This window comes from Sodalis sp. RH21 (assembly GCF_047324175.1).
Lineage (GTDB): Bacteria > Pseudomonadota > Gammaproteobacteria > Enterobacterales > Enterobacteriaceae > Acerihabitans.
In genome coordinates this window covers 2,085,038-2,104,240 of sequence record NZ_CP178732.1, presented here as the reverse complement: position 1 = coordinate 2,104,240, position 19,203 = coordinate 2,085,038, and the positions used below count along the sequence as shown (strand labels likewise).

The 19,203-nt window shown below is 47.6% G+C and carries 15 protein-coding genes and 1 pseudogene; 4 read left to right on the top strand and 12 right to left on the bottom strand.

Annotated elements, in window-relative coordinates; genetic code table 11:
* Positions 1-130: 130 nt before the first annotated feature.
* Complete coding sequence (locus ACL2XP_RS09520) at positions 131-1,279, bottom strand: MFS transporter (RefSeq protein ID WP_413729946.1); 1,149 nt, start codon at positions 1,277-1,279, stop codon at positions 131-133.
* Between the two features lie 135 nt (positions 1,280-1,414).
* Here ACL2XP_RS09520 and ACL2XP_RS09515 point away from each other — a divergent pair, with 135 nt between their 5' ends.
* Complete coding sequence (locus ACL2XP_RS09515; RefSeq protein ID WP_413729945.1) at positions 1,415-2,170, top strand: IclR family transcriptional regulator; 756 nt, start codon at positions 1,415-1,417, stop codon at positions 2,168-2,170.
* Positions 2,171-2,424: 254 nt separating this feature from the next.
* Positions 2,425-3,695 (top strand): annotated as a pseudogene (locus tag ACL2XP_RS09510) (tyrosine-type recombinase/integrase).
* A gap of 127 nt (positions 3,696-3,822) precedes the next feature.
* Here the strand turns inward: ACL2XP_RS09510 and ACL2XP_RS09505 are convergent.
* The 7 genes from ACL2XP_RS09505 to ACL2XP_RS09475 all read right to left on the bottom strand — a co-directional run bounded on the left by ACL2XP_RS09505 (position 3,823) and on the right by ACL2XP_RS09475 (position 13,070).
* Complete coding sequence (locus tag ACL2XP_RS09505) at positions 3,823-4,665, bottom strand: LysR family transcriptional regulator (RefSeq protein WP_413729944.1); 843 nt, start codon at positions 4,663-4,665, stop codon at positions 3,823-3,825.
* A gap of 339 nt (positions 4,666-5,004) precedes the next feature.
* The gene (locus tag ACL2XP_RS09500; RefSeq protein ID WP_413729943.1) at positions 5,005-6,246 is read right to left on the bottom strand and encodes an MFS transporter; all 1,242 of its coding nucleotides are present in this window, start codon (positions 6,244-6,246) and stop codon (positions 5,005-5,007) included.
* Positions 6,247-6,697: 451 nt separating this feature from the next.
* Positions 6,698-8,212 (bottom strand): amidase family protein, encoded by a 1,515-nt coding sequence (locus ACL2XP_RS09495; protein WP_413729942.1) that lies wholly within the window; start codon positions 8,210-8,212, stop codon positions 6,698-6,700.
* A gap of 734 nt (positions 8,213-8,946) precedes the next feature.
* A complete protein-coding gene (locus ACL2XP_RS09490) occupies positions 8,947-10,278 on the bottom strand; it encodes an MFS transporter (protein ID WP_413729941.1) in 1,332 nt (443 codons plus the stop codon).
* Positions 10,275-10,931, bottom strand: coding sequence for a hypothetical protein (locus tag ACL2XP_RS09485; RefSeq protein ID WP_413729940.1), 657 nt, complete (start codon positions 10,929-10,931; stop codon positions 10,275-10,277). Before ACL2XP_RS09485 ends, ACL2XP_RS09490 begins: the two co-directional genes overlap by 4 nt.
* A gap of 34 nt (positions 10,932-10,965) precedes the next feature.
* The gene (locus tag ACL2XP_RS09480) at positions 10,966-12,339 is read right to left on the bottom strand and encodes an amidase (protein ID WP_413731039.1); all 1,374 of its coding nucleotides are present in this window, start codon (positions 12,337-12,339) and stop codon (positions 10,966-10,968) included.
* Positions 12,340-12,353: 14 nt separating this feature from the next.
* Positions 12,354-13,070, bottom strand: coding sequence for a DUF2848 domain-containing protein (locus ACL2XP_RS09475; RefSeq protein ID WP_413729938.1), 717 nt, complete (start codon positions 13,068-13,070; stop codon positions 12,354-12,356).
* Positions 13,071-13,241: 171 nt separating this feature from the next.
* On the opposite strand from ACL2XP_RS09475, the gene ACL2XP_RS09470 reads away from it, so the two are divergent.
* Together ACL2XP_RS09470 and ACL2XP_RS09465 are read left to right on the top strand one after the other, a co-directional pair.
* Positions 13,242-13,883: a GntR family transcriptional regulator gene (locus ACL2XP_RS09470; protein ID WP_413731038.1), complete on the top strand. Its 642-nt coding sequence runs from the start codon at positions 13,242-13,244 to the stop codon at positions 13,881-13,883.
* Between the two features lie 549 nt (positions 13,884-14,432).
* On the top strand, positions 14,433-15,161 hold the full coding sequence (locus ACL2XP_RS09465; protein WP_413738523.1) for an autoinducer binding domain-containing protein: 729 nt from the start codon (positions 14,433-14,435) through the stop codon (positions 15,159-15,161).
* Positions 15,162-15,199: 38 nt separating this feature from the next.
* Here the strand turns inward: ACL2XP_RS09465 and ACL2XP_RS09460 are convergent, their stop codons facing one another.
* The 4 genes from ACL2XP_RS09460 to ACL2XP_RS09445 are packed head-to-tail and all read right to left on the bottom strand — an operon-like array spanning position 15,200 to position 19,202.
* Entirely contained in the window at positions 15,200-16,408 is a 1,209-nt protein-coding gene (locus ACL2XP_RS09460; protein ID WP_413738522.1) for an MFS transporter, read from the bottom strand.
* A 42-nt stretch (positions 16,409-16,450) separates the two neighbouring features.
* Positions 16,451-17,353 (bottom strand): 2OG-Fe(II) oxygenase family protein, encoded by a 903-nt coding sequence (locus ACL2XP_RS09455; protein ID WP_413738521.1) that lies wholly within the window; start codon positions 17,351-17,353, stop codon positions 16,451-16,453.
* Between the two features lie 12 nt (positions 17,354-17,365).
* Positions 17,366-18,313, bottom strand: a complete 948-nt coding sequence (locus ACL2XP_RS09450) for a 2OG-Fe(II) oxygenase family protein (RefSeq protein ID WP_413738520.1) — start codon at positions 18,311-18,313, stop codon at positions 17,366-17,368.
* 13 nt (positions 18,314-18,326) lie between these two features.
* On the bottom strand, positions 18,327-19,202 hold the full coding sequence (locus ACL2XP_RS09445) for a 2OG-Fe(II) oxygenase family protein (RefSeq protein WP_413738519.1): 876 nt from the start codon (positions 19,200-19,202) through the stop codon (positions 18,327-18,329).
* Between the last annotated feature and the right edge of the window lies 1 nt (position 19,203).

Below are 19,203 nucleotides of genomic sequence, written 5' to 3'. Positions count from 1 at the left end.
CTCTAAAATTCACAAAGGCCACCCACATTGCGTATGTAGCCAATCCATCTTTCCCGGCAAAGGAATAGTGAAAAATTGAAAAACTTGACTGCTAATGACCCCAGCGAAGAGGACTGAGCTAAGGATTTATTCAGACTTTAAACATCGTTAGCGCACGGCTACGTACCCTAACAAATAAAGTAAAAACCAGTGCAATCCCCGCAGCAAAAAGAAAAACAGACTGCAGGGTACCCGGGAAATATCCCATAAAAGACGATAGAAACTGTCCCAGAAATATTGCCATTGAAAGCCGAGCAAGATTCCGTCCCCGAAATGTCGTGCTGCTCAGATCCACAATAAGATGGTTCACGAGAGGAACGGAAAAACCGAACCCCAGCCCGAGGGCAATCCCGCCAATCACAAAGACGGGCATGGAAGGAGCTACCGCAAAAATAAGATGAGCAACGGTGTAAAAGCCAAACGCGATGGATAATGTTGGAAAATCACCAAAGCGACTGACCAGTTTCGGCATCAGCCATGCGCCAAATACCGCCACAAGCGAGACAAATGAAAGGAAGTAGCCGATCTGCAACTCAGTAACGTCATTGTCATGCAAATGTAGCGGCAGCAGGACAATAGCGGTAAAGAAAACGATCATGGAAAAAAGTGCCGCCACCCACGTCAGTACCATTGCTGAAGACGGTCCTCCGAGATGAATCTCATGAGTGCTTTCATCAGATATTACCAACTTGCCCGGTCGGGGTACATACGCCAACACCATGAGCAGCATAAGCCAGGCGAAAAGGTAAAGCATGAATGGCCAGCGCCAGCCGACGGCTGCCAGCAACCCGCCAATAAACAGGAATATTACACCACCAAGCTCAATCGACATCCCTTGGCGAGCAATCATCTTCATCCGTTTCGCGCCGTCATAAAAAACGGAGATTAAGCCGGTACCAGCCGACATAACCAGCGCCGTTGCACCACCGAGCAAAAACCGATCCGCAAAAACAAATGAATAACCCGACAAAAATGCACCGGCACCACCCAACAGCCCGTAAAGGAAAAGCCCGAGACAGAGGGTTTTATAAAGACCAGCCTTTTCAACAAGTTTCCCCACTAATGGCCCGAGCACCACCACCCCCAAAGACGGCAAGGTAACAAGCCAGCTCTCTGCACCCTTAACATCAAGTGCCGTGGAGATAGTGGTCAGGCCTGGTACAATCACGCATCCCACCATGATGGTTAGGCAGGCTACAGCAAGTAGCGTAAATCCTCCTGCCTTGTTTATCTGTTGCATACAAACTCCAACTGTCCACTATATGGATATGTTAACCATTATTAGGATATAATTTTCATGGTATTGTCGGATTATGTCAATGCGCAAAATGTAAGATAAATGTTTCTAAATCTATAACAACTGTAAAGAGGATCTATGGAAACTGATACAGATAGCACGGGTTCCCAGGTAATTGCCCGAGCCGCAAAATTGTTCAAAGCGGTTGAAGAACAACCTCAGGGTTTGACTATCTCCGCACTCTCACGAAGTACGGGACTGCCGCGGACAACCGTTCACAGACTGGTTGCCTCTCTCGAAGCCGAACAGTTATTACTCAACAGCTCAGGCATGATCCGACTTGGTCCGGCGCTTGCACGTCTTGCAGCCTCCGCTCATACGGATGTCATTTCACTGTCGCGTCCGTCGATTGAGACACTTGGCCGGCGAACACGGGAAACGGTCGATCTTTGCGTGTATCGCGGGTCGCATGCACTTTTGGTTAGCCAATACGCATCTGATCAGGAACTGCGGGTCGTTTCGCCCGTTGGCACTGCTTTTCCCTGCCACTGCACTGCGACTGGTAAGGCTCTGCTTGCCGGTTTACAAGACGAGCAGATATCTTTGATATACACACAAAAACCTGAAACAAGAACGGCACTTTCTCTGAGAACAGTGGCCGGAATTCTTGATGAAGTTGAAAAAATACGCTCAGAAGGGTTTGCTAGTGATCGTGAAGAACACGCAAAAGGCGTTTGTGGTCTGGGCGTAAGCATCCCCTATTCCCTGAACGAAAATTATGCCATTTCTGTGGCAGTGCCAGCATCGCGATTCGATGAAAATTTTGATTTCCTGGTTGCCTCTCTCAAGCAATGTAAGGCTGAAATTGAAGCTTTGATTTCTCCCACCGTTTGATCTACAAGCAAAAATACGGGTCAACCGGCGGGGATAGAATTTATGATGAAATTCAACTTAATAGATAACTGAATGTTCCCGAGTCCGGGCACCACCATTTCTTTTTTATGCTTTCTTATGAATCCCTATATATCTTAAATTCAATAGGTTAGCGTAAAAACCCTTTCCGATACGTTTTAATTTATCCCTAGGTATCCGGAAAATGTGGGGTCAAATTGCGGGTCATTCAGTTCGATGAATGGAGTGACCCTCACATGGCTCTGACTGACAGCAAAATCCGCGCTGCAAAAACCTTCGTAAAATCCTACAAACTCTCCGATGCCCACGGTCTGTATCTACTGGTATCAACCAGCGGCTCACGTCTGTGGTATTTCCGCTACAGCTTCGGTGGCAAAGAATCCCGCCTGGCTTTAGGCGCCTATCCGCAGGTCACGCTGGCGGAGGCTCGCGAAAAGCGCGACGCTGCCCGCAAGCTGCTGGCCTCCGGCATCTGCCCTTCCCTGCCCCGTGAATCCGAAAAAACCGCTGTAGACAAAACCCGCACCTTTAAACACATCGCAATCTCGTGGCACACCAGCAGCCTCCGGCTCTGGTCGGCAAGCCACGCGGATAAAATTCTTACCTGCCTGAGGCGCTATGCCTTCCCTGACATGGGCGAAATGGATATCGCGGAGATCGAAACACGGCATCTGGCGCAGCTCATCAAAGCCATCGACGACAAAGGCGTGCATGACGTGGCCGGGAGGATGCGCCAGTATCTGACCAAAATCATGCGTCACGCCGTGCTGCAACAGGGCCTAATCAAATACAACCCCGTGTTCGACCTGGGCGGCGTCGTGACGCCGATTGTGGCCCAACATCTTCCCGCGTTGCCACTGCGACGCTTGCCTGAACTGTTGGTGAACATAGAAAACTACCAAGGCCGTGTACTGACCCGTTTGGCGCTGGAACTGAATTTGCACGTCTTTTTGCGCTCAAGCGAGTTGCGCTTCGCCCGCTGGGAAGAGTTCGACCTGAAAGCCCATATCTGGACGGTGCCCGCGCAGCGCGCAGCCGTAAAAGGCGTGAGATTTTCAGAGCGTGGCGCAAAGATGAAGGACGAACATCTAGTGCCACTATCCAATCAGGCAGTTGCCCTGCTAAAACAGATCAAGGCGCTTACCTGTGAGTCGGTCTTCGTTTTTCCGGGTGCGCGTGGTCTGGACAAACCGATGAGCGAAAACACCATTAATAAAGCGCTACGTGTGATTGGTTATGACACCAAAATCGAGGTTTGCGGCCACGGATTCAGAACGATGGCCTGTAGCGCCCTAAACGAGTCCGGGTTGTGGTCAAGGCCATCGAACGTCAGATGAGCCATAAAGAGCGCAACGGCGTGCGGGCCGCCTATGTCCACAAAGCGGAGCATCTGGAAGCCCGCATGGAGATGATGCAATGGTGGTCGGATTAACTGGACGTAAATCGGAAGGGGTATGTCGCGCCATATATTTATGCGCGGCAACATAAAGCAGCGAATGACAATTAGCTAGCAAAAAGCGGATCCCTTTCAGGGGGATCTGTTTTTTTACTTTATGAAAGCTTTTATCTTTTTTATTTTGTTTTAACGGAATTATTGTGAAAACTTACCAAGATGAGTTGATTGAAACAGTTTTTTAAACTTCTCGAAAAGCGCTGGCAATAGCACGTAAGGCTCCTCTTGTTCTCTTGTCAGATAAAGAGGAATGAAGGACGATTGAAAATGAAGGGAGAACAGGAAGACCAAACTTGGGACCAACCTCAACGAGTTCAGGAGAAGCTAGTCTACGTGAAAATGCTCCAATTGCGAGTCCCGCCGATATCGCGGCAATGACTACCGATAATCCTCCACCGACGAACACTTCTGTCCAGCGGATTGAGGCCTGTTTCAACGCCTTGGCCGCTAGATCGCGCACTCCACAATCAGGGGTGAGGCTAGCCAAACGTAAAGGCTCATCTGAACGATATTCGAAGTCAGGTGCGGCAAACCAACCGAAGTGCTCTGGGCATAAGACAGTGCCATCCCGTCTAGCATCATCGCTACGTATTATTACAGCATCAAGTAATCCGTTACTAAAATCGTCGAGTAATACTCGCGAACTGTCAAGTTTGACTTCAATTAAAAATGAGGGGTCCAATGATTTCAACCTGGAGAGGATTTTTGGTACTTCTGGGCCCATCACATAACATGCAATGCCAAGTTTAAACTGTCTCCTGGTAGCAGCTAGACTGGTAATTGCGCGTTCATGCGCCTCAAGAAAATTCCGGGCGGACTCAATGAATAACTCGCCGGGTGATGAGAGCCGCACGTGACGTGGCGTCCGTTCAACCAACCGTTGCCCCAGCCGGTCTTCGAGACGTTTCAGCTTGACGCTAAGTGCCCCTTGCGTTGTACCTAGCTCCTCAGCTGCACGAGTGAAGCTCTTTAAATCAGAGATCACAACGAAGGCTCTTACCGAGTCGACATCAAGGCTAATCATATGGATCATTCCATTTTGTTGTCATGGAAACACTTAAACATACGATTATGATGTGGTCAAGCGAATGCTACTATATACGAGAAAAACGGCATTCCATCAATACTTATTTCGACTTAGTATAGAGTAAACCGACTGACATCAATGTTAAGAAATAATACAACCTAAACACTGTTGCCAAAGGAAGAAGCTGTCCTCACCAGTTCGATCAAACATCGCTATATTATTTGGGCTAGCACTAATGTCCAATACAATTGATTTATCCTTTACATCGCCTAAATGGCGATGTCGTCAATAGTTACTGCCACTTTGGCAACTACAGTAACTATAAAAAATAAATGCCTACGCAATCGTAGATGCTCTCCTATGCGTACCACGAGCACGAAAGAGCGCGAGCACGAACCCTATAAAAGACAGCAGAATCAGGCTACTACCATATAGATTCGCGACAGATAAAAGGTCAAGATGTTGGGCCATGTATCCTGCAAGGATCGCTGGAATGCTATTAGCCAAATAACTTTCTACGTAAAAAGCGGCCATTAGCCCTGCTCGTTCAGTTGGCTCAGCAAGTGGTACTATGCTTCTGATTGCACCAAGAAACCCTGAACCGAATCCGACCCCAGCGATAGCTGATCCGGTTAGCAAAACCACCGTCAATCCTAGATTAGCGCCGGCAAGGATGATGGACATTCCAATCATCAACATTACAGCACCAATGACGAGTGCCCAGAATGCATTGCTACGCCGTACCAAAAAAATGGCCAAGCCACCACATAAGGTCAGGGTGGCGACATTCAGACCACCGAGCCAGACAGAAGTCGATTTAGTAGTCATGGCTATCAATGAGGGCATGAGCGACAGATAAAATCCACCGAGCGCCCATACCGCCACGTTAATGGGTGTAATCGCTAGTAATGTCGCCCTTGCTCGTTTGGGTATCGCAACACTTGGACGCAACGAACCTAACACGCCTGGGCGGCTCTCTGATGTTTCGGGAGTACGCCAAGTTTGCAATAACTGCACGAAGAAAAAAAGCAGCAATAATATGAAGACGAGGTGAAGCGGTGCTGGCGCGAGTTGTACCAAAGCGGTCGTGCCTAAGGCGCCAATAGCCATGCCACCCATCGTTGAAAGGCCATTGGTCAAAGCGCCGCGTTCCCGATCGAGGTCGATGAGGGCCGCGCCCAATGCTGCCGTAGCAAGCCCTGTTGCCACACCTTGAAGTGCTCTTGCGGTAATCAACCAACTGGGTCCACCAGCGGTAAGGAACAACCCCATAGCGGCGAGTTCCAGCGCCAGTGCAATACTGATGATAGGGCGTCGACCGATATAATCGGAGATACTGCCAGCCACAAGCAATGCTGATAGTAAGGCAAGTGCATAAATACCGAATATTAATGTCAACATTACCGATGAAAAATGCCATTGTGCTTGATACAATCGATAGAGAGGTGTTGGGGCAGTCGATGCGGCAAGATAAGCCGTAAGCGTCACAGTGTGTACAATCAGTGATGATTCAATGGGTAGTTTCAAACCGAGCGTAGAAAATTTCATAAATTTTTTTTTATTGAGATTGTTGGCCATTTTATTTCTCTCTTATGTTTTATGCCATTAATATTATTTCGCAGCGAATAAATATGTTTCCTATTTACATTTTATAAAACGCGAAGTTTTCGAGGAGAAATTATTAATTTTCATAATTGATCATATATATAACAGCACTGTATTCAATACTCTCTCTTTCTGAGTCATTATCTCAAACGGCCTTGCTCGCCAACACGCTTGAAATGTTATCCCACACGCCAATAATATAATGAATTTAGTATTGTAAGAAAATCACACAAATAAGGTTAGCTTCACACGAGCTTATTATTTAACATACCAGAAACAGCAATATTAAATAAATAAAATCAAACATAACTTAAATAAAGCAGTCGTGAAAACCTCCGCAACCGTGATCAACTTTACGGTTCAAACAGGTGATTACCCTATCAACTGACACCATAGTTTCAATTGAATTTTTCTAACAGGATTTTTAAAACTCGGGCAATGGTGCGGAGCCAAGAGCTTTTTCTAAAGACAGTCCCAGAGCAAGTAACTCTCTGTCATGTCCTTTTAAATTAGCGAATTCTATCCCAATAGGCATACCGTTACGTGCAAGTCCGGCGGAAAGCACGAGACTTGTCATGCCGGCACAGCTTCCTAGTGCTACGTTTCGACCGAAGGCATCAAATGCACTAATTTTCCGGCCTTCTTCAATCATAACTTCGTCTTCCTCTCCAATTTTTGGCGCTCGAACCATCGCAGCAGGATAGGCAAGCGCATGGACACCTTGATTTCGCATATAGGAGGTAAGGGCTGAAGTTAGCGCCGTTTTTCGAACTATTGCATTTTCATAGGCTTCCCGCGACGGAGTATTGGGGCTAAGAACCATAGAATCTACCAAGTTTTTTGTATTAGCTCCGAGATTTGCGTAAAGGTTATCAAAGGATACTCCGGTTTTTTGCTGTTTAAGAAATGCTGAAATGCAGCCTTTTAACTCATAAGATACGATAGTCCCAACTATGTCGGAGGATTTTTCAATATCTTTTATTGGGAATGAAACATCAATAATTGATGCACCAGCGTCTCTCAAACGGGTAATTGCATTGAAAGAAACGCGCTCAACTTCTGGGTCTAATCCTTCCCAGAATGCCACAGGGATAGCTATGACAATCTGGTTCAAAGGAAGTGGCTTTACCACACGGTAGTCGCTTGCGGCTACTTGATCGAACAAGATAACGTCTTCTACAAACCGGGCGAGTGATCCAACTTGATCAAACGATTTGGTTAGTGGCATGACACCGTCATCAGGATAGCGTCCACGACTTGGTCGAAAACCTACCAGCCCGCAAAAAGAGGCGGGCAAACGAATAGATCCCCACGTATCTTCAGCTACCGCTAATGGTGCTATCTTGGAAGAAACGGCTGCAGCTGAACCTCCGCTACTGCCACCGGTACTACATTCCATGTCGTAGGGATTGCGAACTGGCCCGAAGTTTTCGTTATTGCTCGTCCATCCGAAGGAAATCTCGTGTAGATTGGTTTTGCCCATAATGATGGCACCCTCATCTTTAATGAGTTTGATAATGCCTGCGTCGACAGCCGGTCTGAAATTCTTCAGAGACATCGTCCCATTCGAGGTTGGGAAAGAAGATGTATTGACGCTATCTTTTACCGGAATTGGCAGACCATGAAGCAGGCCCAGCGCCTTCCCTTGATTGCGGGCATTGTCAAGAGCACGGGAAGCTGTAAGCAAATTCTCATTATCCATCGTACAAAATACATTTAGGAGAGACCAACGTTCTGCTTGCGCGAGAAGTGCCTTCGCGTACGTCTCTGCTGTAAAAAAACCTTTTTGCATGGCAGTCACCGCCTGGACAGCACCAAGCTCTAGCATATTTGAATCATATTCAGAAATAGCTGGAACAATGGAGGAAGGTGGTTCATTCGGTCCCAATAGGTTTGGGGATGATTTTATGAATTCTATTTTATTGAAACGCTCGTTCATTCCTATTTTTTCCTATGTTTCAAAATTTTAAAAATATTTCGCAACGTATTGATATATCATTTTTCTCGTTTTATGAAATGCAAAATTTTCTATAGGTTAACCTTCATGCGCTTGAGATACCATGATAAACGGCACTCAACATAAAGAGATTTTATCATCCAAAATATTCAAAGCAGATCATAATCCAGTCACCTTTAATCCTGTGTTCACATGATCATATGGAAAGATGTATCACCCTTCCTGGTAACTATATAAACATTAGCACCATTGCGAAACAAAATTATTTTACATTTCAGTGATAACAATATTGGATAGGTCATATGAGCAAGTTGAAAATTAGGATAGTGCAGTTTAAACAAAATAACGCGATCGCGATCTTCGGTCGCTGAAAAAGATGAACCCCACAAAAAAACATGGGGTTCGTCAGCAGTCTGAAGCCCGTTAGTTAGCGGGCTTTTTGGTCTTCTGCCTGATGGCAGAGTTTTCTACGCTTCTATTTTCCTCTCACTGTCAAACACCGGCACTTATTACGACATAGAAGGTTTCAAACGATTTAGCCATACCCGTAAGGGTTCATCCAGAGTTACCCCCCCCATTTCATCTAACGTTGTGCGCGCCCCATGGGATTCATGGCACAAGTGAATGCCCGCCTTGGCAACGAGCGTGGCCAGTCGCCCACCAGAATATGCAGATGGGCTAGGAAAATGGCTTATCGCGCCGGCGCACGATGTGGATTATAAAGGTTTATGCGCTGTCTCTTTGGCGGCGAAAACCGCTACCAACGTGATCAGCAGTGCCAGTGTCACATAGGCGGAAATGGCCAGCGTACTGTTATACTCTTTATAGAGTGTGGTGATAATCAACGGGGCAAAGCCGCCGCCGACAATACCTGCCAATGTATAGGCCAGGGACGAACCGGCATACCGTACGCGCGTCGGAAACTGTTCGGTCACGAACGCCGCCTGCGGGCCGTACATCATCGCATGAATCAATAATCCGATAATTACCGCCAGGCAGATAAGCACCGGCTGGGTACTGTCGAGCAACACGAAAAAGGCATAGGCCCAGACGATCGCCAGCAGTGCGCCGACAATATAGACCGGACGGCGGCCGAAGCGGTCGGATAGCGCGCCGAACACCGGTACCGTAATCGCATTGCCCAGCGCGCCGAGCATAGTGGCGGTCAGCGCCAGCGGACGCGGCAGATGCAATACGGTGGTGACGTAGGTCAGCGTGAATACCACCACCAGCGCATACAATACATCCGACCCGATGCGTGACCCGCCGGCGATAAGCAGCGGTCGCAAATGTTGACTAAACACTTCTTTTACCGGGGTGTGGGTAGTGTTTTTGGCCTGTTCCAATTTGAGGAACGCCGGCGTTTCGCCCACGCCGCTACGCAGCCATAAGCCGAAGATTACCAGTAGCAGACTCAGCAAAAACGGCACGCGCCAGCCCCATAGCTGGAAATCTTCCGCGGGCATCATCACCGTGACCAGCGTGATAAACCCGGTCCCAATCAGGGTGCCACAGGAAGGGCCGACCTGGGCGAAGGAGGCGTTGCGCCCGCGCTGTCCGGCGTCGCCATGTTCCATTGACAGCAATACCGCCCCCGCCCATTCGCCGCCGAGCGCGATACCCTGGATAAAACGCAGCGTAACCAGCAGCAGCGGACTCCAGACACCTAAAGACGCGTAACCGGGTAACAGCCCCATCAGCGCGGTGGTGACGCCCATGATGATAAGCGTCGCCACCAGCACGAAGCGACGCCCCATCACATCGCCCAGGTGGCCAAACAGAATGCCGCCGATGGGCCGCGACACATAACCGACGGCGTAGGTGGAAAAGGCCAGGATAGTACCCACCAACGGATCGAATGAAGGGAAAAAGACATGATTGAAAATCAGCGCCGCCATGATGTTGTAAACGGTGAAATCGTACCATTCCAGGGCAGTGCCGATCGAACTGGCCGCGGCCAGCCGACCGGTATTGGGCGGCAGGCGCACAATACCGTCCAACGCGTCGACGTCCTTTGGAATAACGTTATTCTCGCTGGAAAGGTTCATGATTTGAGCTCCTGTGCGCTAAGCTGCCAGCTCAGGCCGTAGTACTGCACCTCGCCGTGAGGGTGTTGCAACGTCTGGCAGGCGCTCGCCGCAAATGTCCGGCTGGCCTCGGCGCTGCTGCTTTCAAGCAATATCATGGGCAACAGTTCTCTGTTGTCGCGCGACTCATTGGGCAACGGTGAACTGAGGGTTTCGTCGGGCGTCAATAGCGAACAACGGACAAATCCGTTTTGTTCGCGCAACAACGCGCCAAGGGCGGCGACCTCGGCGTTAAGTTTGGTCCCCGGCGACCGGGAGGCCAGGACCAGGATAGCCAGGTAACTCCCCGTGCCGATCCCGGTCACCGACTCGACAGCGCAAACCCGACGCATCGGATCCTGCATTTTCGCCAGGTTAGCCACCGACCAGGGCGTTTGGCGGGTAAAGGCCGCATGGTAGGCTTGCGAGGTGAAACTCGCCAATGATTCGGTCAGATAGAGCCCCAGATACTTACGCCCGCCCTGCAAGGACTGATAGCGGGTGCCCGACAGAAATCCGGCAATGCGTACCCGCTCCTCCACGTGTTCCCGGTCATACCACCGGTTAAAATCCTCTTCATCCGCCGGCGCGATGCCGGTTGCGACCAACAGCATAGCGTTCGATCTGTGTTCCATGGGTACTCTCCTCAAGGTTAACGTCGATAGGAAATTATTTTCCCGCAGGGAACCGTGCTGCGCTCAGGCAGCGTTCAATTTGCAGCGCCCAATTCAGCAATGCACCGTCCCGCATCGGCAGGGACGCGACCATCAGCCCCACCGGCGCGGCGTCCACCGGTTGGCAAGGCAGTGATACGGCGCAACCGTCGAGAAAATTGATCATCGCCGGATTGCGCAGCACCGCGCCGTTGACACGGAAATAGGCATTTTCATCCGCGTCCAACGCGGCAATGGGCGGCGCAATCAGCGGCACCGTCGGCATCAGCAACGCGTCATACGAGCCGATGGCGGCAGCTACCCGGTGCTGCCAGTCGGCGCGCTGTCGCAGCAGTTGCCGTCGGTCGTTTTCGTCGAGCGCCTCGCCGCGGCGGATGCGTGAAATAACCCGGGGGTCGTACTGCGCGCTGTTTTGTTCAATCAAGGGCCGGTGCCATAACCAGGACTCCAGCGCGGTAAATCCGCCGGCGGCGTTGATGCGGGACAGTTCGGCAAATTCAACGCAGGGGATCTCTGTGATATGCGCGCCGGCCCGCCGCAGATGCGCCAAAGCGGCGGAAAACGCCGCCGCTACGTCGTCGTCGAGATCGTCGAGCACCAGCGTTTGCGGCACGGCAAAATGCGCCTGCGCCAGCGGTTTGTGGACCAGCGCCAACGGCCGGTCACTGATGATATTATCGAGCGCCAGGCAGCTGGACACGTCATGGGCCATCACCCCCACCGAGTCCAGCGCGGGAGACAATGGCAATACACCGGCGAGATCGATACGGCGTGCGGTGGGTTTATAGCCGGTCAGCCCGCAAAAGGCCGCGGGAATACGCACCGACCCGCCGGTATCGCTGCCAATCGACCCCAGGCACATGCCATCGCTGACGGCAACGGCGCCGCCGGAGGACGACCCGCCGGGAATGCGGCGCGTGGCCCGGTCATAGGGATTGGCCGGCGTGCCATAATGCGGGTTGATCCCCAAGCCGGAATAGGCAAACTCGGTCATATTGGTTTTGCCGACGATCACCGCGCCCGCGCGCAGCAGTTTGTCGACAATGACGGCATGACGCGCGGCGACGGGCGCATCGGCCAATACCACCGAGCCGCCGGTGGTGCTTTCGCCGGCCACGTCGAATAAATCCTTGATGGATATCGGCATGCCATCCAGGGAGGAAAGCAGCCTCCCTGCCCTCCGGCGCTCATCGGAGGCCGCCGCCCGTAGCCGCGCCTGCCGGCGATAAATGCGGGTAAAGACGCGCACGCCTTCACCCCGGGGATCATCCATTGCCGCCAAGGCCGCCTCTGTTAACTCCCGGGCGCTGACAGTGCCGACATTAAGCCGCTCCGCTGCCTGTGATAAGGCCATCTCGCTCTTTTTCATCATCGGTCCCCCCTTTACGCAACAACCGGTAATTCGGTGCAGTAATAGCGGTGAGTGATGGTCCGGCCCAGGACGTCATCTACCAGCGCCATTCGGAATTCCGTGGACGGTCGGATGCCACCGATGGCGGCCACCGTGCCGCAGACTATGGCCAGGCCGTCGATCGGCCCGGACGACGGAGTTAGTCCCCTTGCCAACATTTCTTGGCTAGAGAAATAGCACTCCAGCAGTTCGGCCGGTTTACGCAGGCTGGCCAACGTTCCTTGCTGATACAAACGAAGCTCGCCTTCCTCTTTGATCCAAGAGCGCAAGATGAGTTGGTCCCAGTGCCCCGCCACCTCATGCAGCGGCCAGGCGGTACGGGCTACCGGTTTGGCACAGATTTGCTTTGATAGCGCGACGCTGTGAGTTTCCAACCGACGATCGGTATGGTCGGACGCCAACGAGACGTAAAGACAGCCCTGATGGGAGAAGACCAGGGGTTCAACTTCGCCCGACGTCGCGCCGCCCATCACTTCGATAACCTCTTGCTGGCTTAACTGGTTGGCGGCCACGCGATAAAACAACGGTGTTGCACTTGGCCGGGGCACGCCCAGCGCTTCAAGTTCACTGATATGGTGCAGGATCGCTTCGGGATCGCGACCGGTCCAGCCGGCAACGATTAATTGATTAATGTCGGTCTGTAGGTGCCCGGCGCCAGTGGATCCGGGTAGCTCAAAGGTCAATTCCATAGTTGCCAGCTCGCTGTATTTAAGTGATTAAAGAAAACATCGTGAAATTTCACTCTATTTTCAGAAATGAAATAAGCGATTTTCATGCCACCTTTTGTGTAGAATGTCTAAAATGTTTTAAACAGGACATTACGCGTGAAATCTTCTGATACCGTGAGCCAAGATTTGCCGATGGACGATGAGTCCGATTTGTCGCTCAATGAACTGGCCTACCGCCGTTTTAAACAGGCGCTGGTAACGTTGAGCTATAAGCCGGGTGATTTTCTCAATACGGCGCAGGTGATGAATGAGCTGGCGATGGGCAGAACGCCGATCAACCAGGCAATCCACCGCCTGGCCAATGAGGGCATGCTGCAAATTATCCCACGTAAGGGTGTGATGGTATCGCCGCTCTCTATTGACGATGCGCTGGAGCTGATTGAGGTTCGGCTGGCGAATGAGATCTTATGTGTGAAATTGGCCAGCAAGCGAATTTCCGCTGCGGACGTTGCCAACCTACGGGAAATAAACGAATGGATTGCAGACGCATGCCATTCCCGAGAGCGGGATCGGATGATGGCCCTGGATTATCAGTTCCATCAATTGCTGGCGCAAATCGCCGGTAATGCAATGTTGGCGGACATTTTGCGGGTGCTGCATGCCAAGGCGCAACGATTCTGGGCCAGTTCGCTGTCGAAAGAGGGCCATATGCTGGAGGTTATCGAAGAACATCAGGCGATCATTGTCGCGCTGGCCGCACAGGACGGCGAGGCGGCCGCGCTTGCGGCAGAGGCGCATATTATATCGTTCCGCGGCGCCCTGCTTCGGGGATAGGCCAAATCACCCGATGTGGGCTTCGCTTGCAAATGACAGGCATCAAATTTTGAGCCATTAGCGCATATAACGTTGCACTGATGAAATACTGACTGGCCTCCCTTAGCGAGCACTTAGTTACTAAGTTACAGTAGTAACCTTGACCAGCACTATCATTTGAAGCTGGCGTCATATTTGATCGCCACACCCCATAATAGTACTGACCAAAAAGAAATCTCTTGCCACCTTATTTAAGTAAGTCCAAAATTGAGTCCAGTTCTATTTGATGAATATATAAAATTGTTTAATCTACAATTGGTTAGCGCATGGATTCAGGTCCAGTCAGAGGAGCCAAGATTATAGAAAAGCAGACGTCTTCGGGCGTCTACTTTTTGCATTTCAGGCAAAGGTGTTTTCCTCATCAGCTATCCTATCAACCCCCAGTTCTTAACTCGCCCAACAGATTCAATTTATTCAACAAAGTCCAAACGTACAATAGTATCCCTTTCCCTGGCAGAGCGGGTTATATCTATAATGGATTATGAGTACACATGATTTTCGGGGTCTTTTATGTCAGCAACGTGTGGTTTTTTCATATGGTGGAAAGGATTAAACGATGACATAGTAAAAACAGAGTCTTTTGAAGAATTGCTCACCTTGATTACTCGTGAAGGAAATTTGATGGGATTTTCGTATTTCTCCCTGATAATCAAACATGCAGTTCCTTTTACTCAACCCTGTATAGATTTTTTCGGTAATTATCCTGATGAATGGGTTGACAGATATAAAAGAAAAAAATATTTACATATCGACCCCGTTTTCCTTGCCGTTGAGAATACGCAGTATACGATAGCGTGGCTAAATGGTTTAAAGCGTGAGAATGCAACGATTTTCCTTGAGTCAAAGGAGTACGGAATAAATGATGGTTTTTCACAGTCCGCGATAGGAAATGATGGTGCTTTGCGGGTATTATCCTTTTCCGGAGAGTCACTCATCAAAAACGTCGATACTGATTTGTTAAAGCTAAAAATAAATTGTATTAGTGGACTCATAAATGCCAGAATGAACGATTTTGAAAGTTATCCGTCACAATTAATCCTGCCCTCTTTAAGTCTTAAAGAAAAGGAGATATTGAGGTGGACTGGGGATGGTAAGATTGCGGAAGAGATTGGAACGATATCGAATATAAGTGAATCAACTGTTAATTTTCACATCTGCAACATTCTCAAAAAATTTAACGCTCCTAATAAAACGTTAGCCGCTGCTTATGGTGCTGCCTGTAGACTGTTAACACGATAGTCTGCAGGCTTTCGACGTGTAGCTTTTTCTCTGTACATCTAAGTATTATCTTCAGGCAGTAATAAATTCTTTATGAATATTGCTATGCCCAATAATGCACCCATGGATAAGATTAAAAAAGAAGTCAGGTTGTTATCCGCTGTTAATAACGAAATGGATAATGGTATGAAAATAAAAATAAAAACATTGTTCATTGTTTCAGCCAGAGAAAGACTAAGTGTTTTATTATTTTGATTTGTCTTTTTAAGTATCAATACAGTGCTTACTGGTGCGCCTGATCCAAGAGAGTAACCGAGAAAAATCAAACCCAGGAAATATCCCCACAAAGGAAGCGGAGCCATGATAAGCAGATAAACAGACAATAAAGTAATTAACGCCATAACCAGCACCGTTATTTCTTCCTTAACTAAATATCTGTTAACTATACCTACTGTAATGTTTCCCGTTCCCAATCCAATCCCGAAGAGGCTGACTATCATGCCTGTACTGGTAGGTGAAAAACCATAACGTATATGTAGCACCTCCCCTGCAATGATGAACGTCGCCACGCCTGTACCATTCCATGCGCCTTTGGCGAAGATTATTTTTAACAAAGGAAAGTGGGGAATAGCAGACATTCCAGAACGATTATTGGCCGATTGGTCATGCTTATTAAAATGATGATATTCTCTTTTAAGTATAAACGTCGCGATGAAAAAGATGGCTAAACTGCCTGAAGAACAAAATGCGAAGGGAGCCCACCATTCTATTTGATCATTCAGGAACCCCGCCACAGCCGGGCCAAAGGCAATACCTGATGTCATCCCTACCAACACGAATCCCATGGCGCCGGCTTGCCTGTTGCTCGCGACCAGATCGGATACAAGGGAAAAAACAACCGGAATAATAATGGCGGAAGAAATGCCGCCAAAAACGCGTAGCGCGATAGCCCACTCAAGCGTCGGGGCAAAAATAATCATAGAATTATCAATGCTATACAACAAAATAGAGATGAGAAGTAATTTTATACGATTAATCTTTTTCGAAAAATAGCCAATTATGGGAGCAGAAATGGCGTAAGAGAACGCATAACCGGAAATGAGTAAGGCCGCTTTATCGACAGTTGTTCCAAAAGCGTTAGCCAGAGGCGGAAGCATAGAAGATAACATAAACTCAGCCACACCGACAAAAAAAACGGTTATAGTGAAAATAGTGAGTTTTAACCAGGGAAGTTCCTTTTGTAAATTCCGAATGTCGTCAGAAATCATTCATCATCCTTTTATTTTTGTATATAATTCAAACTTTTTAAATTAATAAAGACCGTCTCCATCTCTCTGATAGGTTCTGTTAACTATATCATCAATAAATGAAGCAAGCTCTTTTTCTTTAATAAGTGAATTATTATCAGAGTAACTATATAACCCCTGACAGACAGTTTCATCAAAGCTACTATCGATAAATAAGGCGTAAGAAAAACGGTCATTTGTATTCCCGTTTTCCGTTTGCTGTGTCACCCGATGTGACACAGCGGAAACCTTTTTTTTCATCTTGTGGCTTAGGATCTCAATAGCACAACCGAAATTAACAATAAAGTGGTCCGCTTTAGGATTAATCGGAACCCATTCCCCTTTTCGCAACACTTCGAGGCCGGGGTCGATCGAGCGCAAAATAGTCAACCAGCCTGAATCTTTGTGTACGTTTAATCCACGAGCCTGAACTGATGGCCGGAAGTGATTGAAAGTGAGATGATAAGCACCTCTACCGGAGAGACTCCTCCCTGTTGCTTCGTCCCAAAGCTCTACGGGTAAATCAATGCTTTTTAGCACAGACTCCAACACTAGTAAGCCAAAAAATTGCATCCTCTCCGCTAAAATTCTTAGCTCTTCAGGAAAGACTTTAGCCCAAAATTGCTTCTCAAGAAAGAATTGTTCTACCTGATCATCCGTTCTTACGAAATAACCTTCGCGCGGCGCCAGATTAGAGGAAGTCCAGGTATGGAATCCTCGATAGTTATCAACGATATCACCTGTTTTCATTTTATAGAATTCATTTGCAAATAAATCCCCTCCAATAAAATCAATATCATCAGGTACTTTTATAAAGAAGAAACCATCTTCAATTGCTCTTTCGAATCCATCTTCCTCAATAAAAATCAAATCATTGTTCTTCAACGATGCAGTTACCCATTGATAAACATTTTTATTTTTCATCATGCTATCTCAATATTAAAGAGTTGAGCTATAGTCGTCATACGTTCTTTTGACTTCCTGTTCAGCGAATTCCTTCATACTTTGGACTTTCTTTGGGCCTGTACCAGGAAAATATTTGTAGACATCGCCCTGCAGATCACTATCAAGAAAAACAGCATAAGAAAATCGTTCTTGCTCTGCCAGGCGGCACGTCTTTACCACACCATGGACATTGGCATGGACTTTTTTTGGAGTGCACTCTGTTAAAACTTCGATTGAGCTACCAAAATTAATGATGAAATAACCGTCTACTGGATTAACCGCCCAAAGTGAGCCTTTTATATAGGCTAATAATCCGGATTCTGAGGAACGTAATATAGTTACCCACCCTGAGTCGCGATGGAACTTACAACCGCGGGTATTTTTATCTGTTCGAAAGTGATTGAGCGCCAGCATCTGATGTCCCCTGTTTTCCGTTAAACCATTCGTAATCCTCTCCCAATTTTTTTCTTCGATATGGACAAGACTGAGAATTTCTCTTAAAACTTTTATGCCTAATGTAGCCATATCACCAGCCTGGGTTGATACATCAGATGGCAATAAAGTCCAATTTTTTCTTTCAATATAAAAATTTTCCCATTGATCAAACTCTCTGTCAAAGTATCCTTCATACGGAGTATTCAATGATTTCTCTTTGAATCCAGTATAGTCTGCAAACTCTCCAGCTTCTGCTGGCTTATAGAAGTTCCTAACTAATTTATCACCACTACGGAGGTCGATGTCTTCAGGTGCTTTCAAAAGGAAGAAACCATGATTTATTACATCGTAAACATCATTGCCATTCTCGCATTTAAGTTTTCCTGTCGCATCAAAATAACATTTTATCATTTCGAAAATAGGGATATTATGAAATATGCTATCATCCTCCGCCGGCATACCAGGTAGGTTGACTGTAGTTCGATATGTTTTGTTTTCTTTTATCATGGTGAAGCTCCGGCTAATTGCTTACTTTAGGATGAAATTCATATTCCATTTCTTCTGCTTTTCGTTTCTGGAATTCTATAAATGGTTCTGTCGGTATAAGCTTACCTTGCAAATTATACGTATATAAATATTGATTCCATATTGGCCCGATGTAGGTGCCGAAGGTATATCTGTCTTCATTGGTACTTTTCCTGGTAGCAGAAGCAACGACGCGATGGTAACTGGCATTTACTGCAACATTCATATTTTTCGTTAATATTTCAAATGCGTGACCTATGACAATAGTAAAACATCCTTCTCTAGGTTCGAAAGGAATCCATCTGTCTTTATAAAAGGATTCAAGACCGGGCTCTATAGTATAAAGCAGGGTAATAAAGCCGCTATCTTTATGTGCTGTTAGCCCCATAGCCTGGTTTATTACTGAACGGAAATGATTGAAAATACAATATTGCAATGCGTTATTCTCCCCCAAACCGTTTATTATTTTTTCAATATCATTTCGTTTGACTTTAGCAGAGAAAAATAAACAGTAGAGCACCTGCCGACTAATTTCGTTCATTTCCCACAACAGTAAGCCAACATCTTCGGTAAAATAATCATTCCATAAAGTATTTTCTATCTGTAACAATTCATCCTGATCATTACCTGTGCAAGAGTAGCCCAATAAACTTTTCTCAAGATTTTTTTTGTGAAATCCTCTGTAGTGATCTAGTTCGCCACCGTTTTTATCGATATAATAATTTTTGGCTATTTTTATTCCTGCTGTGAAATCAATGCCTGATGGATATTCTAGATAGAATGCACCATATTCGAATGCTCGCAGGATCGCCGTTGGCTCTGTAAATATGAGTTCTTTATTTATCAGTTTGGCTGTCGGTAGATGTGTCATG

Excerpts from the sequence above, each read along its gene's own strand:
- ACL2XP_RS09485 (WP_413729940.1), bottom strand. The coding sequence starts at position 10,931 with ATGGAACACAGATCGAACGCTATGCTGTTGGTCGCAACCGGCATCGCG.
- ACL2XP_RS09450 (WP_413738520.1), bottom strand. The coding sequence starts at position 18,313 with ATGATAAAAGAAAACAAAACATATCGAACTACAGTCAACCTACCTGGT.
- ACL2XP_RS09500 (WP_413729943.1), bottom strand. The coding sequence starts at position 6,246 with ATGGCCAACAATCTCAATAAAAAAAAATTTATGAAATTTTCTACGCTC.
- ACL2XP_RS09475 (WP_413729938.1), bottom strand. The coding sequence starts at position 13,070 with ATGGAATTGACCTTTGAGCTACCCGGATCCACTGGCGCCGGGCACCTA.
- ACL2XP_RS09490 (WP_413729941.1), bottom strand. The coding sequence starts at position 10,278 with ATGAACCTTTCCAGCGAGAATAACGTTATTCCAAAGGACGTCGACGCG.
- ACL2XP_RS09465 (WP_413738523.1), top strand. The coding sequence starts at position 14,433 with ATGTCAGCAACGTGTGGTTTTTTCATATGGTGGAAAGGATTAAACGAT.
- ACL2XP_RS09505 (WP_413729944.1), bottom strand. The coding sequence starts at position 4,665 with ATGATTAGCCTTGATGTCGACTCGGTAAGAGCCTTCGTTGTGATCTCT.
- ACL2XP_RS09495 (WP_413729942.1), bottom strand. The coding sequence starts at position 8,212 with ATGAACGAGCGTTTCAATAAAATAGAATTCATAAAATCATCCCCAAAC.
- ACL2XP_RS09445 (WP_413738519.1), bottom strand. The coding sequence starts at position 19,202 with ATGACACATCTACCGACAGCCAAACTGATAAATAAAGAACTCATATTT.
- ACL2XP_RS09520 (WP_413729946.1), bottom strand. The coding sequence starts at position 1,279 with ATGCAACAGATAAACAAGGCAGGAGGATTTACGCTACTTGCTGTAGCC.
- ACL2XP_RS09455 (WP_413738521.1), bottom strand. The coding sequence starts at position 17,353 with ATGATGAAAAATAAAAATGTTTATCAATGGGTAACTGCATCGTTGAAG.
- ACL2XP_RS09480 (WP_413731039.1), bottom strand. The coding sequence starts at position 12,339 with ATGAAAAAGAGCGAGATGGCCTTATCACAGGCAGCGGAGCGGCTTAAT.
- ACL2XP_RS09470 (WP_413731038.1), top strand. The coding sequence starts at position 13,242 with ATGGACGATGAGTCCGATTTGTCGCTCAATGAACTGGCCTACCGCCGT.
- ACL2XP_RS09515 (WP_413729945.1), top strand. The coding sequence starts at position 1,415 with ATGGAAACTGATACAGATAGCACGGGTTCCCAGGTAATTGCCCGAGCC.
- ACL2XP_RS09460 (WP_413738522.1), bottom strand. The coding sequence starts at position 16,408 with ATGATTTCTGACGACATTCGGAATTTACAAAAGGAACTTCCCTGGTTA.